This window comes from Thiothrix unzii (genome assembly GCF_017901175.1).
GTDB lineage: Bacteria > Pseudomonadota > Gammaproteobacteria > Thiotrichales > Thiotrichaceae > Thiothrix > Thiothrix unzii.
Window position 1 is genome coordinate 2,585,337 of sequence record NZ_CP072793.1, and the last position, 14,714, is coordinate 2,600,050.

A 14,714-nucleotide genomic window follows, 5' to 3' on the forward strand; every position below is an offset into this window, starting at 1 on the left:
TTGTTTCAACCAAATTGGAGTTAAATAATTATGGGTATTAATACCAATGCAGTCCAACGCCTGTATACAGCTTACTTCAGCCGCCCGGCAGATCCGGTCGGCTTGGCTTACTGGGAAAGTAAGTTGCCAGCAGACAGAGCCGCAACTCAAGCAGAACTGACCACTTTGGCGCATAGTGGCTTCAGTGCTTCCACCGAGTTCAGCAATATGTATACCGGCCTGACCAATGCACAAATTGTTCAGTTAGCCTACCAAAATTTGTTCGGTCGCTCTGCGGAACCCGCAGGCGAAGTTTACTGGGCAGCACGTTTAGCCAGTGGTGCTGAAACCTTCGCAGGTTTAGTGCTGCAACTGACCTACAGTGCTCAAGGCACTGACGCTACCGCGATTGCCAGCAAACTGAGCGCAGCTACAGCGTTCACCGCAGCACTGGACACCACAGCTGAGATCACTGGCTACGCAGGCACAGGTTCTTCTGCTTCCGCACGCGGCTGGTTAGCTACTGTTACTGATGCAGCGACACTGGCGACTGCAACGGCTGCTGCCACGTTGAATGCTGCTGTAGCTGCTGCTGTGGCTGCTGGCTCAACTGACGGCGGTGGCACCACGCCCAACGGCACTACGTTCACCCTCACCAACGGCACAGACAATGCAACCGCTAACGTCTTCAATGCCAGCTTGGTTTATACCCCAGCAGGCAACGCACGCATCAACGCACTGCAAGATGAAGACACCCTGACTGGCGCGGGCGTTAACGCAACCCTGAATGCCACTTTAGGCAATATTGATGGCTTGAACGCAGGCGCGCAAGGCACGATCGTTACCCCTAAGCTCAGCGGCATCTCAACCGTTAACGTGGCTTTCACTGGCTCTGGTGCTGGCGCGGTTAACGAACTTGACCTGCAAGACTCTACTGCGCCAACAGCGGTCAATATCACCCGCGTGAGCGATGGTATTGCTACTGCGACTGTTGACAACATGAAGGCTGTGCCGACTACGATGTCCCTCACGGACTCCAACAACGCACAACAAAACGTTTCCTTCCTGTTCACTAACGGCGGGGCTTCTGGTGCGGCAGATGCCAGCACTATGACACTGAGCAACGTCAACGTTGCCACACTGACTGTGCAAGAAAACGTGAGTGACGGCACGGTGGATCAAGGCATTGAGTCTTTGACGCTGGTTTCTTCTGGTTCTGCTAACACCATCACCACTTTACGTGCAGAAGACCTGCAAACATTGACCATCAACGGTAGCCAGAACATGACTATCGGCGGTCAAACCAACGTAGCAGGCTCACTGACCACAGTGGCGGCGGGTGCTTTGACTGGCAACTTGACCTTCACACTGGCTAATGGCGTGATGACTGCCACCCCAGACGGCGCATCTAACGGCAACGTCGCATTCTCCCTGACCAGCGGCACTGGCAATGACTCTATCCGCGTTAGTGAGCAAATCGGCACTAATGACAGCATCGCTACCGGTGCTGGCACTGATACCCTGCGCCTGAGCAACGGCACTGCCGCGACACTTGACACCATCGCCCTCAATACCGCTGGCAACAATGTCACTGGCGTTGAGAACATCCAGTTGTGGAACACTGATACTACTTCTGGCGGGGCAGGTGCTTGACTTAATACTTAACACTGCGGATGACGTTGGTCTTGCAAACGTTTTAGCTTTACGTGCTGACGAAGCCGAAGGTGACCAAGCCATTGAGCTGCGTGATCATACCAACAATGCATTTGTTGCCGCAGCTGGTGAAACAACCACTTACAACGTGGTTAACCTGAGCGCGAATGAAGCCAATACTATCAGCATCGCCCACTCTGGCAGCACCACGCTGGCTGCTCCAGCGGCTGCTAACAATGCACTGACTGACAACTTTGTTGACTTGGATGTGGCTGACGGCGTAACAGCGGTCAACCTGACCATCACCAACGGCGTGAACAGCGACAACCGCTTCAACTTCCAACTGTACACGGACAGTGACCGCGCCCTGAACAGCACTGGTGTCACTTCAGCTTTCAGCACTGCACAAGATGCTGGCACTACTAACGCGGTGACCAGCCTGACCCTGACTGACAGCGACAATGAGTCCAACACTGTTCTTTTGGCTGCTGACGGCTATCTGGCGGGTGCGGCTCAAGGCAATGGTACAGCTTATACCAGCGTCACACTGGCAGGCGGCACATCCGGCACATTCATGAACTTGGATGCAACTGCTAATGCTTTCGGTTTCGACACGACTGGTGCAAGCACTGGTGATACTAACGTGGTTACTGACATTGTGGCTGGTGCTGCTGAACGCCTCAGTGCTGCAACCATCAATGCCTCTGCCATGAGCAGCAATGTGGTTGTACGTGTTGGCAACAACTTCAACAGTGCAACAGGTGCGCAAAGCATCACCATGGGTAGCGGCGACGACACTGTTATCTTCGACATGCTTGCCGACACCCGTGCTGGCTTGACTATCTCCGACACTGTTGCAGGCGGCACAGGTAGCGATACCTTGGCTATTGACGGCAACGGCGTTGCTATCAGCTTGGGTGCATCCGAGTGGACTAACGTCACTGGCATGGAAACCATCCGCCTGATTAGCAATGGTGTAGCAAGCAACAATGCGCTGCTGGCAACCAACGCCTACAACCTGACACTGACTGACCTGCTGGTTGACAACAACGGCGCAAACGGCAGCATGATCGCCATCATCAACGACAACGATGATTCAACGACTGCCGCTGGTTCTGCAAACGTGGGTGCTACCATTGATGCTCGCGCTTTGGCAGCTAACAATGCCTTCAGCTACAACGGTCAAGAAACCAGTGCTACGGCTGGCACAGTAATGACCGCTGACCGCTTTGTCTTCGCTGATGTCAACATCAACGGCACATCTGTGATTGATGGTGGTGCAGACCAAACAACAGCATCTGTAGTGGTCGGCACGCAAACATCCGGCACGACGGCAGGGCACAGTGCGAATATTGACATTCTGGAAGTTCGTAATGCGGCTGTTGTTTCAGCAGGCGACTTGGCGAACATCACCAACGTTGGCGTTATCAGCTTCACGAATGACACTGCAACAGCAGTAAGCAGCACGCTGGAGTTGAACAATGCCATTGTTGATGCCTTGGTCAACAGCACTGCGGCAGCAGACGGTACTAGTGCGGCTACAATCGCTGCTACCCATGAAATCCTGACAATCAATGCGGTTGATAATGCTCTTGTAGCAGGAGCAACCACTGGATTGAATATGCAGACGGCTGGTCTGACCAATGCTGCATTGTCATTAAACGTGACAGGTGGTGGTGCTGCTGACGTACTGAGTGGCGGTGCTGGTGTTGACGTACTGAATGGCGGTGCTGGCAACGATACCATCTCCAGCGGCGACGGTAATGACACCATCACTGGTGGCACTGGCGCGGACGTGCTGACAGGTGGCGCAGGTGTTGATACTTTTGTATTCACCCCTGGAGACAATGCCACACCAAGCACGACGGTGTTCGATACTATTACTGACTATCGCCTCGGTGGTGATAGCGTGATTGATTTCGCTGCGGCACTTGCTGTTGGTACTCAAACTAACGCAGCGGCTGCGGGTGTTGCTACTGTTGGTGCAGCGGGTTTCTTAACATTCAACGCTGCTGACACTACTTTTGCACAACACTTAATAGCTGCTGAAGCGGCCTTGAGTGGTGGTGCTGCCAACAGAGCCGTAGTTTGGCAAGAAGGTGCTGATAGCTATATGTTTGTAACTGATGCCGTCGCAGGCGTTGGTGCAAACGATGTGCTTATCCAGTTGACTGGTGTTACGTCTACTGCGACTGGCTTTACCTTTGCTGGAGGCAATATCACCGCTATCGGCTAATCCTTTAAAGTCCTCTGCCCACAAGGTATGGGATTCAGGCGTAAGCTGATCAAGTAGTCCAAATAAGCCCACCGTCTTTGATGGTGGGCTTTTCTGTTTTTCAATAAAAAACTCTCGAAAATAGCTCATTGGAAAAATAAGCCTTTTATGAAAAGATTTTTGCATGTTGGGTGTGGGCAGAAACGCAAAGACCGCACCACCGCTGGGTTTAACACCGCGCAGTGGGTTGAGGTGCGCCTTGACATTGATGCATCTGTTGCGCCCGATATTATTGGCACAATGACGGATATGGCAGCGGTAGCTGATGGCTCAGTCAACGCTGTGTTCTCGTCACACAATATTGAACACCTTTACCCCCACGAAGTTCCGCTCGCGTTAGCCGAGTTCAAACGGGTCTTGTCAACCGATGGCTTTGCTGTCATCACTTGCCCTGATCTCCAATCCGTCTGCACCCTCGTTGCGCAAAACAAACTGACTGAACCTGCTTACACCTCCCCCGCAGGGCCAATCACCCCCCTAGACATCCTGTACGGGCATCGCCCCGCACTCGCACAAGGCAACCTCTATATGGCGCACCGTTGCGGTTTTACCCAAACCGTGCTGACCGCCACCCTGCAAGCCGCTGGATTTAGCAGCATCGCCAGCAGAAGCCGCCCCACCCATTATGACCTTTGGGCATTAGCCAGTGTGCAAGCCCTCCCCGAAGCGCAACTCCGCGACCTCGCCTTAGCGCATTTCCCTGCTTAACCTCTCGCACTGCCGATAACGGCATCACCTTGACAATGAACATCCTGTTTATCCACCAAAACTTTCCCGGCCAATTCAAAGCCCTAGCACCCGCCCTAGCACGGCAAGGGCATAACGTTGTGGCGATGACCCTGCAACCTACCCAAACCGAGATTTGGCAAGGGGTGCGGATCGTGCCTTACACCGCCAGCCGTGGCTCCACACCGGGGGTGCACCCGTGGATCAGCGATTTCGAGACCAAAACCATCCGTGCCGAAGCCTGCTTCCGCGCTGCGTTGCAACTCAAAGCCAGCGGGTTCTCCCCCACTGTCATTGTTGCGCACCACGGCTGGGGGGAAAGCCTATTCCTCAAAGAGGTGTGGCCCGCTGCCAAACTCGGCATTTATTGTGAGTTTTATTACCTGCCACAAGGCACTGACACGGGCTTTGACCCGGAATTTCCCAGCACCGACCCCACAGGGGATGGTTGTCGGCTGCACTTAAAAAACCTCAACAACCTGTTGCATTTTGCCGTTGCTGATAGCGGCATTTCCCCCACCCACTGGCAAGCCAGCACCTTCCCTGAACCCTTCCGCAGCAAAATCACCGTCGTGCATGACGGTATAGACACCAACACCGTCGCCCCCAACCCCCAAGTCAGCCTGACCCTGCAAAACGGCAGCGGCACAAGCCTCAAGCTGACCCGCCATGACGAAGTGATCACTTTCGTCAACCGCAACCTAGAGCCGAGCCGGGGCTACCATCGTTTTATGCGGGCATTGCCAGAAATCCTGCGCCGCCGCCCCCGCGCCACCATCCTGATTGTCGGTGGGGATGCTGTCAGCTACGGCAGTAAACCCACAGGCGAGGAAACTTGGAAAAACCTTTTCATCAACGAAGTGCGCCCGCAAATTAGCGATCAAGATTGGCAACGGGTACGCTTCCTCGGCCACATCCCTTACCAGCACTTTATCCCCCTGCTACAAATTTCAACCGTGCATGTGTACCTAACTTACCCCTTTGTGCTAAGCTGGAGCCTCTTGGAAGCTATGAGCGCGGGTTGCGCAGTTGTCGCCAGTGATACCCCCCCCCTGCATGAGGCTATCCAACATAATAAAACGGGCTTGCTAGTTGACTTTTTTAACTCGACGGAACTTGCCGAAAGCGTGTGTGGCTTGCTTGCCGACCCACAAAAACGGGCTGCTTTGGGGAAAAACGCACGGGCTTTTGCCAAAGCCCACTACGACCTCCAGCGCGTTTGCCTTCCCCAACAACTGGCATGGGTTGAAAACCTAGCCCACATGACCGCCAGTCATTAAGCAGTCATACAGGTCAATAAGTTCATTCTATAGTAAGCTTGAGACACACCAATATCATGTTTAAAACAATAGAATGGGGCTTTCTATCATGGCAACAATCAATACCGATAGCGTACAGCGACTGTATGTGGCTTACTTTAACCGCCCGGCTGACCCTCTGGGTCTCCAGTATTGGGAAAGCAAACTATCCAGTACTACCGTCGCAACCCAAACACAACTGGCTGCTATTGCAGCAGGTTTCAGTGGTTCAGCAGAATATGCTGCACTATACGCCGGACAAAGCTACACGCAAATTGTCAACAACCTGTACCTGAATTTATTTGGGCGAAACGCTGAGCTCGCGGGGCTGAACGCTTGGGCAAGCAAACTGCAAGCAGGGACTGAAACCTTTGCCAGCATCGCCCTGCAATTGACTTACAGTGCGCAAGGTACCGATGCTACCGCCATTGCCAACAAATTAGCTGCATCTAAAGCATTCACCGCAGCTATTGATACGACCGCCGAAACCCTTGGCTATGCTGGCACTGCGGCAGCGGCCTCGGCTCGCAGTTGGTTGGCAACCATCACAGACGATGCTGCCAGCTTTGCCACTGCGACAACCGCAACGGCTGTTAATACTGCTGTAAGCAATGCGGTGAATGCCGTGAGTATCGGTCAAACATTCAGGCTCACAGAAAACATTGACAATATAACTGCCGGGGTAGGCAACGACACGATTGATGCTACATTGATGACCACTGTAGCGGGGCGGCTGCAAACATGGAACAACAGCGACAGTATTAACGGCGGTACAGGAACCGATACCTTGGTAGCGCAACTGGTGACAGGGGGTGTGACTGTCGGCAGCCTGTCAAACGTTGAAATCCTTGACGTTGAAGCACAGGGAATGGTAACTGTTGACCTTAACACCGCTGATGGAAGCTTAACCACGATCAAGTCGTCAAATTCCGGCGCGAACAACCTGACAATCCAGAATATCCAATCTGCACCCAGCAATTTTGCTATAACCAACAGCACGGGTAACTTTACGGCAACAGTGATTAACAGCAAGCTGGCTGGTGCTGCTGATGCTGCCACCCTCGCGTTGAGTAACGTTACTGCCGGTACTGTGACCCTGCAAACCAGTAGTGCTGCAAGTGGTTACGAAACCCTTAATATTCAAAGCAATGGCTCTTTAGCGAACGTACTGACAGGACTGACCGATGGCAATGGTACATCGCTGACCACGGTTAATTTCTCCGGCAGCCAGAACCTGACCTTACCACTCCTTGATACTAGCATCACCAACGCCAATGCGTCCGGCATGACGGGGAGATTGATGCTGACGGTTGCGGCGGCAAACACTCAGAATATGGCAATCACTGGCGGCAGTGCCGATGATGTCATCAATATGAATGGCACATACACCAGTGCTGATACCATCAACGGTGGAATAGGCAATGACCGGCTGATGCTGACTAATACCGAAGCAACAGCCGCTACAACGACTCAAAGCAACGTGAGCAGTATTGAAGTTATTGGCTTGAGTGATGGCTTAAGCGGTACAGTTGCCGTCAATAATTTTAATGCCACCGGATTACAATTTGGTGCCAACATGGCGGGCGGTGGTATCGTAAACTATGCGGCGGGAACTAATAGCCTCGATATTCAGCACTATACTGGCAACACCAGCCTAACAGTCAATATTGCAGGTAGTGCAACCAATGACATCCTGAATATGAACATTGGCAGTACAAATACAGGCAATACCTTTGGAGCCGTGGGCGTAATAATCAATGGTGCTGAAACAGTAAACCTACTTTCTCAAGGTGGGACAAACAACTTTGGGGCAGAATTTACCCTCACTGATACAGCGACCACCCAAAGCCTAACCCTCACTGGAAGTCAGAACATTACTTTTGCAGGCGCGGTACGCTCAGATGTGATTAATGCCTCTGGCATGAGCGGCACTGCCACACTGACATTAGCAGGTGGCACCGGAACAAGTGCCACCACCATTACAGGCACAGTTAACGCTGACATACTGAATGGCTCAACGACAGGGGACATTATTGATGGTGGTTCGGGTAACGACACCATCGCCAATGCTATTAATGGCACGGCAGCAACCGCTGGTGACGTACTGACAGGCGGCTCTGGTTTTGATACTTTCATTCTACGAGGTGATGCGGCATCAGCAACATTGACGACCGCACTGAGCCAAGCCGTATACATTGGCGACTTCACGGTTGGTGCTTCGGCAAGCACCACGGATATCCTGTCTCTTAGTGCTACCCACACTAACTACAGCGGAGCGGGAACTGGCTTCCATACTGGGATTTCCACCGTTGCGGCAGGCTCCAGTATCATCCAAAATGTTGCTCAAAATGCAGTTGCCAGTGCCATGACCACAGGGCTTGATCTTGTTAAGCTGACCACGGGGATTGCCACCACGGGCTTAACTACCCAAGCAGCCTTTGATGCTGCCATTGGCTCCGCCACAATCACCGGTTTGGGCGTAAATACGGAAGCCTTTGTGTCCATGTACGATACCACCAGCTCGCGGATGTTATTAATGGTCGTTGATGCAGCAGCTGGCACTAACACCGCTATTGAATCCGGTGATGTGGTAACGCTGATCGGCTCTGTTGGCATGTCTGCAAGTGATTATGCAAGCTTCAGTACGGTCAATTTTGCCTTAATTGCGGCTTAACCCCTCTTCCTATCAAAGCCCCCCTTCCTATGAAGGGGGATTCTGGTGTAAAGTTCGACAGGATCCAACCCCAGAAACAGTAATCCCGTATGAGCCTAACAACCCTGTCCAACGATTACCGTATCGATGCCCTGTTGGGTGGAACCCAGTGGTCAACCAGTACGGGGAGTCCGGTTGCCTTATCTTACAGTATCCCAACCACGGGGGCTTATTGGGAGACGGGTTACGGTTATTACAATGAACCCCGTTATGGCTGGACACCACTCAACAATATCCAAAGCAATGCCTTTCGCTTGGCACTGGCACAATGGTCGGAAGTAGCCCGGATTACCTTTATCCCACTAACAGAAAGCGGTCGCTACGTGGGCGACATACGGGTTGCCTTCAGCCCCGTGGTTGCCATCGAAAAAGCGGGTGCTTGGGCGTATGTGCCGTCTGACTACGGCTTCCTGATAGAAGCAGGCGATGTGTGGCTGAATCCTGCTTACACAGACTACTCCCCCGGTAGTTGGGGATTTACAGTGCTGATCCATGAACTAGGTCACGCCCTTGGTCTCAAGCACCCCTTCGAGGACAGCGATTATAGCAATACCAGACTACCGGGCATGGAAGACAGCGACCAGTACAGCCTGATGTCTTACACCAATTACACGGGAGCGGGTTATGTTTATACCTCAGTCGGAGGAAGAATATATACTGATACCGTCAGCCCCAGCACTCCGATGCTTTATGATCTGTTGGCCATTCAATATTTATACGGAGCAAACACCAGTACCCGTACTGGCGATGACACTTACACCGTCAGCAATACCAGTGGTGAACTGAAAACCCTCTGGGATGCGGGCGGCACAGACACTCTCGACCTTTCCAACCAAACCTTGGGACAAACCATTAACCTCAATGCAGGGCAGTTTAGCTCTTTGGGGGTAAAACAAACCAGTTACCAAGGTGCATTGAGTGCTGCCAGCAACAATGTGGCGATTGCGTTTGGCACTGAAATCGAAAACGCCATTGGCGGAAATGGCAACGACACCTTCATGGGCAATGCCCTGAACAATCTATTGGATGGCGGCACAGGCATTGACAGCGTGGTGTTTAGTGGCAACCGCAGCGCGTACACTGTCAGTGGCAATAGCACCGGTCAGCTTCAGGTCAATAACCAAGGCGGCGGGACAGACACGCTGAAAAATATTGAAAGCCTCCAGTTCAGCGATACCAGCCTTGGCATAGGGCGCGTCCCCACCCATGCAGGTGAGGTTGAAAAAAACCCGACCGAGGGCAGCGGCAACCACATCAATTGGTTTTTACTGACACTCGGCGCGGCATTAACCTCTGATGCCAGTGTCACTTACCAAACCCGCAATGGCACTGCCACCGCTGGTAACGACTACGTTGCCACGAGTGGGACAGCCACCATCGCCGCAGGCAGCACCTACACCATCATCGGCGTGGAAATTATTGGCGACAATGTGGCGGAAGCGGAAGAAACCTTTTACCTCGACATCAGTAACCCCGTGGGGGGGGGCTTTGGTGATGCGATAACGCTGACCGCTGTACGGACTATTGTCAACGATGATGGCTTGATTGCCTAAAGGAGACCATCTCGTATATACTCCCGCCACTTGTAGGATAGCCAACAGTTTTGGCGGAGTTTCGTTTTTTTATGCTTATTTTTTCACGTCTGTGGTTGAGTACTACTCTACTCTGTGCCAGTGCAGGGGTTTTAGCGGCTCCTTCGTTGTCCACAGTCTATGATCTTGCCTTGCGCAATGACCCAGAATTTGCTGCTGCTGAAGCTGCTCATAGAGCCGGTGTAGAGGCTTTACCTCAAGCTCGGTCTGTTTTGTTACCCCAACTGGGTGGCACAATCGGGCTTAACCGTACCCGCAGGGAATTAGAAACTACGGCTGGTGACAGCCTTAAAGAATACAACAATAAAAACACCACATTGTCACTGACACAAATTATTTATGATCGCAAAGCCTTCCTGGCTCTCAAGCAAGCAGCCGCTAGGGTTGTACAAGTGGATCTTGAACAGGCTATTGCTAAGCAAGATTTGGCTTTGCGTACCGCACAAGCTTACGCTGAACTTTCATTCGCTACGGCATCTCTCGGCCTAGCACAAGCCAAAACGCTCGCATTTGCCGAACAACAACAGCAAGCCCAGCAAATGTATGATGCGGGGCAGGCCACTATCACCGATGTCCATGAGGCACGGGCACGCCATGCCTTAGCCACTGCCGAAGAAATGGAAGCACTGGATACGTTGCATATCCGCCAACAGGCTATGTATAAACTGACGGGACAATCCCTGAAAGAGGTAGCAATGTTAGCAGAGCAGGCTCCAATGCCCGCACCACAACCCAATCAGTTACAACATTGGTTGGACAAAGCCCGCAATAGCTCATTGGAAATCCTCGCGGCTGGCAGAAATAAGGAGGTTGCCCAATACGAGGTTAAGCGCGCCCGCAGCCAACATTTACCCGTCTTAAAGCTGGTTGGCAGTGGGCAATGGCAGGACAATACCGATTTAGGCTACTTAAGGGACAATCCTAGCTCTGTCGGTGTACAGTTGTCTGTGCCGATTTTTGAAGGGGGAAGAGTCAACTCCGTCACCCGTGAAACATTGGCTCGACGCGACCAAGCCAATGCATTACTGCGGGGTGCAGCTCTAGACAGCGACATCCACGTCATCGAAGCCTTTCACGGCATGAACGATAGCATTGCTCGCACCCATGCCTTAGAGCAAGCCGTGCATTCAGGTGAAGTTGCTCTGGATGCCGCCCAAGGCGGTTTTAAGGCTGGCCTCCGTACCAGTTTGGATGTACTTAATGCCCATCAGCAAGTTTTTTCAGCCCGACGCGACCTACTACAGGCACGTCACAACTACATTCTTCACCGCCTCAAACTTGAAGCATCTTGTGGTACGCTGGAACGTGCCGACCTTGTATTGGTGGACAAATGGCTAAACAAATAAATATGTCCATGAATCGCAAATCGGAGACTTCTGTGCTGTATCGGGCATTACAGGCGCATCGCAAAGTCTTCCTGAGTGTCGGAGCATTCAGTGCTGTCATCAACTTGCTCATGCTGGTGCCGACCATTTACATGCTGCAAGTCTACGACCGGGTTCTCGTCAGCATGAACATATCCACATTGCTGATGTTAACCATTATCACTATGGGGCTATTTATGCTGATGGCCGCACTAGAGTGGGTGCGTAGCATGGCATTAGTGCGTTTGAGCAATCAGTTGGATCAAGAATTTTCCCCTCATGTATTCGCTGCCAGCTTCGTAGAGCAACTACGTAATAGTAGGGGCAATCCACAGCAACCCTTGTCTGACCTCAATAATATCCGTCAGTTTGTGACTGGACAGGGTGTTTTTGCCTTCTTTGATGCCCCCTGGGCTCCCCTCTATATTTTAGTGGTGTTTTTGTTCCACTGGCAGATGGGAGTTATGGTAGTAGTAGGGGTGCTTATTCTACTTGGATTGGCATTAGCGAATGAATCAGCCACTCATAAACGCTTGGCAGAAGCCAACAATTTAGCTATGCAAGCAGGTAGCCAAGCCCACGGCAGTTTGCGTAATGCTGAAGTGATTGAAGCGATGGGCATGTTAGCAGGCGTGCGCAAACGCTGGACAGTACTCAACCGCAAAGTGCTGCGATTGCAAACCGAAGCTAGTGAAAAAGCAGGGATAATTACCGCCACCACAAAATTTGTGCGGATCTCGTTGCAATCCCTTATCCTTGGGTTGGCTGCCCTGTTGGTGATTGAGAACGAAATCACCCCCGGAATGATTATTGCCGGATCAGTCTTAATGGGAAGAGCATTAGCCCCTATTGAACAATTGATTGCGACATGGAAAGCTTGGATTAGTGCGCAAGGGGCTTATCGACGGTTAGAAGAATTGCTGGAGCGCAACCCCGAACATCCTCCTCGCACCAGTTTGCCTCGCCCGCGTGGCCTGTTGCAGGTGGATGGACTGGTGGCCACGCCTCCTGGTGCTGCTGCTGCTGTCCTTCGGGGCATCCAGTTTACCTTACCTGCTGGAACGGTTTTGGGCGTGATTGGCCCTAGCGGCTCAGGAAAATCCACTTTAGCTAGATTACTGGTGGGCGTATGGCCCGCGCAAATGGGTAAAGTGCGTATTGATGGGGCTGACATCCATGATTGGGACAAGTCCGAACTCGGACCGCATATTGGTTACTTGCCGCAGGACATTGAGCTATTTGATGGCACGATCGCGGAAAACATTTCCCGTTTTGGTGAGGTAGATAATGCTAAACTCCTGAAAGCCGCTGAACTTGCTGGAGTGCATGATATGATTCTGCTCCTACCCAACGGATATGACACGCCCATTGGCACTGGCGGACAAATGCTCTCTGGTGGGCAACGTCAACGCGTGGCGTTAGCTCGTGCCGTTTATGGCGACCCTGCCCTGTTAGTACTGGACGAACCTAATTCCAACTTAGATGATGTTGGAGAACGTGCTTTGTTGCAAGCCATCCTGAGTTTGAAACAACAAAGTGCAACCGTGGTATTGATTACTCATCGCCCTAGTATATTGGGCGCAGCTGATGCGTTGTTGCTACTGAAGGAAGGAACTGTAGCTGCCTTTGGCCCTCGCGACCAAGTTTTAGCAGCACTACAACCCAAACCCCCTGCCCAACCTACATCAGTGGCAGGCACTAACCCCATTGTCGCGGGATGAAAATATCATGGGCAACCCAACCCCTGTCAAAAAAGGTGGTTTTATGACTCCAAAACCCCTCATCAAGCCAGTTACTGATCCTCAAACCGAAGATAATGCACCGGACTCCAATCCTCAGCCATTCATGCGCTTAGGAGTACTTTTCATTTTGGTGGGGTTTGTTGGTTTTTTATTGTGGGCTGTGTTAGCTCCTTTGGATGCGGGTGTCACCGCTTCCGGCACTGTAGGAGTAGAAAGCAAACGTAAAACTATCCAACACCTTAACGGTGGCATTATCCAAGATATCTTAGTTAAGGATGGTGATGCAGTAAAATCCGGGGATGTTTTGATAAGGTTGGAGCGTATCCAAATTGAAGCACAGCAGCAAATCACTCATTCCCAACTGGTCAGTGCCAAGGCTCTCGAATTGCGATTATTAGCTGAACGATTAGGAAAACCTAGCCCTGATTTCGAGACCAGCCCCATTCTGCAAGAAAAAACCACACCCATTGTTAAGGAAGCCATTGAAACACAATCGGCGTTGTTCAAAACCCGCCGACAGGCTCTGGATGGGCAATTATCTATTTTGGATACGACTGTCGATGGTTTGCAGCAACAACTGGAAGGGTTATTGTCTCAAAAACGTAGCAAAACAGAACAGGCCAAGCTACTGAATGAAGAGTTAGCAGCCCTGCGCCCATTATATAAAAAGGGTTATGTACCACGTAACCGGATATTTGAATTAGAACGTGCTGCCGCTGAGGTTTCCTCACAACATAGTGGTAACGTGGCGGACATTGGGCGTGTCCACTCAGCGTTGAATGAAACTAAACTGAAAAAGCTCCAGCTTACCCAAGAGTTTCATAAAGAAGTCGAAACCCACTTGGCAGAAGCTCAACGCGATACTGCTAACTTGAGCGAGAAATTTGCGGCACTGAATGATGAATTGGCTCGCACCGAAATTCGAGCAATGACAGATGGCATTGTGGTCGGTTTGAATTTTCATACCAATGGTGGCGTTATCCGCCCTGGTGACCCGATTCTTGAACTTGTGCCACAAAGTGATCCGCTAATTATTGAAGCGCACATCATGCCTCACTTAATTGAGCAGGTCACAAAGGGGCAACCTGCTCTAGTGCGTTTTGTAGCACTAGATAGAGTTAATCCGGTAGTTGAAGGCATCACCACCGGGGTATCTGCTGATATTTTAATAGATAAAAATACTGGACAACCTTACTACGCAGCACGCATTTCAGTTCCTCCAGCGGAAATGCTTAAACTCAAATATGAACGCGTCAACCCTGGTATGCCCGTTGATGTAGTCATTAAAACGGGAGAACGTAGTATGCTCGAATATTTACTCCGCCCACTTATGGAAAGTGTATTCATGGCTCTACGTGAACGTTAATTTACC

The 14,714-nt window shown here is 51.6% G+C and carries 9 protein-coding genes; all 9 read left to right on the forward strand.

Features of this window, described 5'->3' with window-relative positions; translation table 11 throughout:
- The first annotated feature begins 30 nt into the window (after nt 1-30).
- The 9 genes from J9260_RS12855 (at nt 31) to J9260_RS12895 (ending at nt 14,708) form a co-directional block, all read left to right on the forward strand.
- Nucleotides 31-1,632 (forward strand): DUF4214 domain-containing protein, encoded by a 1,602-nt coding sequence (locus tag J9260_RS12855; RefSeq protein WP_210218136.1) that lies wholly within the window; start codon nt 31-33, stop codon nt 1,630-1,632.
- Entirely contained in the window at nt 1,625-3,868 is a 2,244-nt protein-coding gene (locus tag J9260_RS12860; RefSeq protein ID WP_210218137.1) for a beta strand repeat-containing protein, read from the forward strand. Before J9260_RS12855 ends, J9260_RS12860 begins: the two co-directional genes overlap by 8 nt.
- A 147-nt stretch (nt 3,869-4,015) precedes the next feature.
- Nucleotides 4,016-4,615 (forward strand): class I SAM-dependent methyltransferase, encoded by a 600-nt coding sequence (locus J9260_RS12865; protein ID WP_210218138.1) that lies wholly within the window; start codon nt 4,016-4,018, stop codon nt 4,613-4,615.
- A gap of 35 nt (nt 4,616-4,650) precedes the next feature.
- Nucleotides 4,651-5,913, forward strand: a complete 1,263-nt coding sequence (locus tag J9260_RS12870; RefSeq protein ID WP_210218139.1) for a glycosyltransferase — start codon at nt 4,651-4,653, stop codon at nt 5,911-5,913.
- Between the two features lie 88 nt (nt 5,914-6,001).
- A complete protein-coding gene (locus tag J9260_RS12875; RefSeq protein WP_210218140.1) occupies nt 6,002-8,605 on the forward strand; it encodes a beta strand repeat-containing protein in 2,604 nt (867 codons plus the stop codon).
- A gap of 89 nt (nt 8,606-8,694) precedes the next feature.
- Nucleotides 8,695-10,197, forward strand: coding sequence for a M10 family metallopeptidase C-terminal domain-containing protein (locus J9260_RS12880; RefSeq protein ID WP_210218141.1), 1,503 nt, complete (start codon nt 8,695-8,697; stop codon nt 10,195-10,197).
- Nucleotides 10,198-10,343: 146 nt separating this feature from the next.
- A complete protein-coding gene (locus J9260_RS12885; protein WP_210218142.1) occupies nt 10,344-11,582 on the forward strand; it encodes a TolC family outer membrane protein in 1,239 nt (412 codons plus the stop codon).
- Nucleotides 11,567-13,321 (forward strand): type I secretion system permease/ATPase, encoded by a 1,755-nt coding sequence (locus J9260_RS12890; protein ID WP_246499436.1) that lies wholly within the window; start codon nt 11,567-11,569, stop codon nt 13,319-13,321. The genes J9260_RS12885 and J9260_RS12890 overlap by 16 nt, the downstream gene beginning before the upstream one ends.
- A gap of 7 nt (nt 13,322-13,328) precedes the next feature.
- Entirely contained in the window at nt 13,329-14,708 is a 1,380-nt protein-coding gene (locus J9260_RS12895) for an HlyD family type I secretion periplasmic adaptor subunit (protein WP_210218143.1), read from the forward strand.
- Nucleotides 14,709-14,714: the final 6 nt, after the last annotated feature.

What these genes read in the sequence shown, in the direction of transcription:
- J9260_RS12880 (WP_210218141.1), top strand. Translation starts at nt 8,695, where the DNA reads ATGAGCCTAACAACCCTGTCCAACGATTACCGTATCGATGCCCTGTTG.
- J9260_RS12875 (WP_210218140.1), top strand. Translation starts at nt 6,002, where the DNA reads ATGGCAACAATCAATACCGATAGCGTACAGCGACTGTATGTGGCTTAC.
- J9260_RS12865 (WP_210218138.1), top strand. Translation starts at nt 4,016, where the DNA reads ATGAAAAGATTTTTGCATGTTGGGTGTGGGCAGAAACGCAAAGACCGC.
- J9260_RS12895 (WP_210218143.1), top strand. Translation starts at nt 13,329, where the DNA reads ATGGGCAACCCAACCCCTGTCAAAAAAGGTGGTTTTATGACTCCAAAA.
- J9260_RS12890 (WP_246499436.1), top strand. Translation starts at nt 11,567, where the DNA reads ATGGCTAAACAAATAAATATGTCCATGAATCGCAAATCGGAGACTTCT.
- J9260_RS12855 (WP_210218136.1), top strand. Translation starts at nt 31, where the DNA reads ATGGGTATTAATACCAATGCAGTCCAACGCCTGTATACAGCTTACTTC.
- J9260_RS12870 (WP_210218139.1), top strand. Translation starts at nt 4,651, where the DNA reads ATGAACATCCTGTTTATCCACCAAAACTTTCCCGGCCAATTCAAAGCC.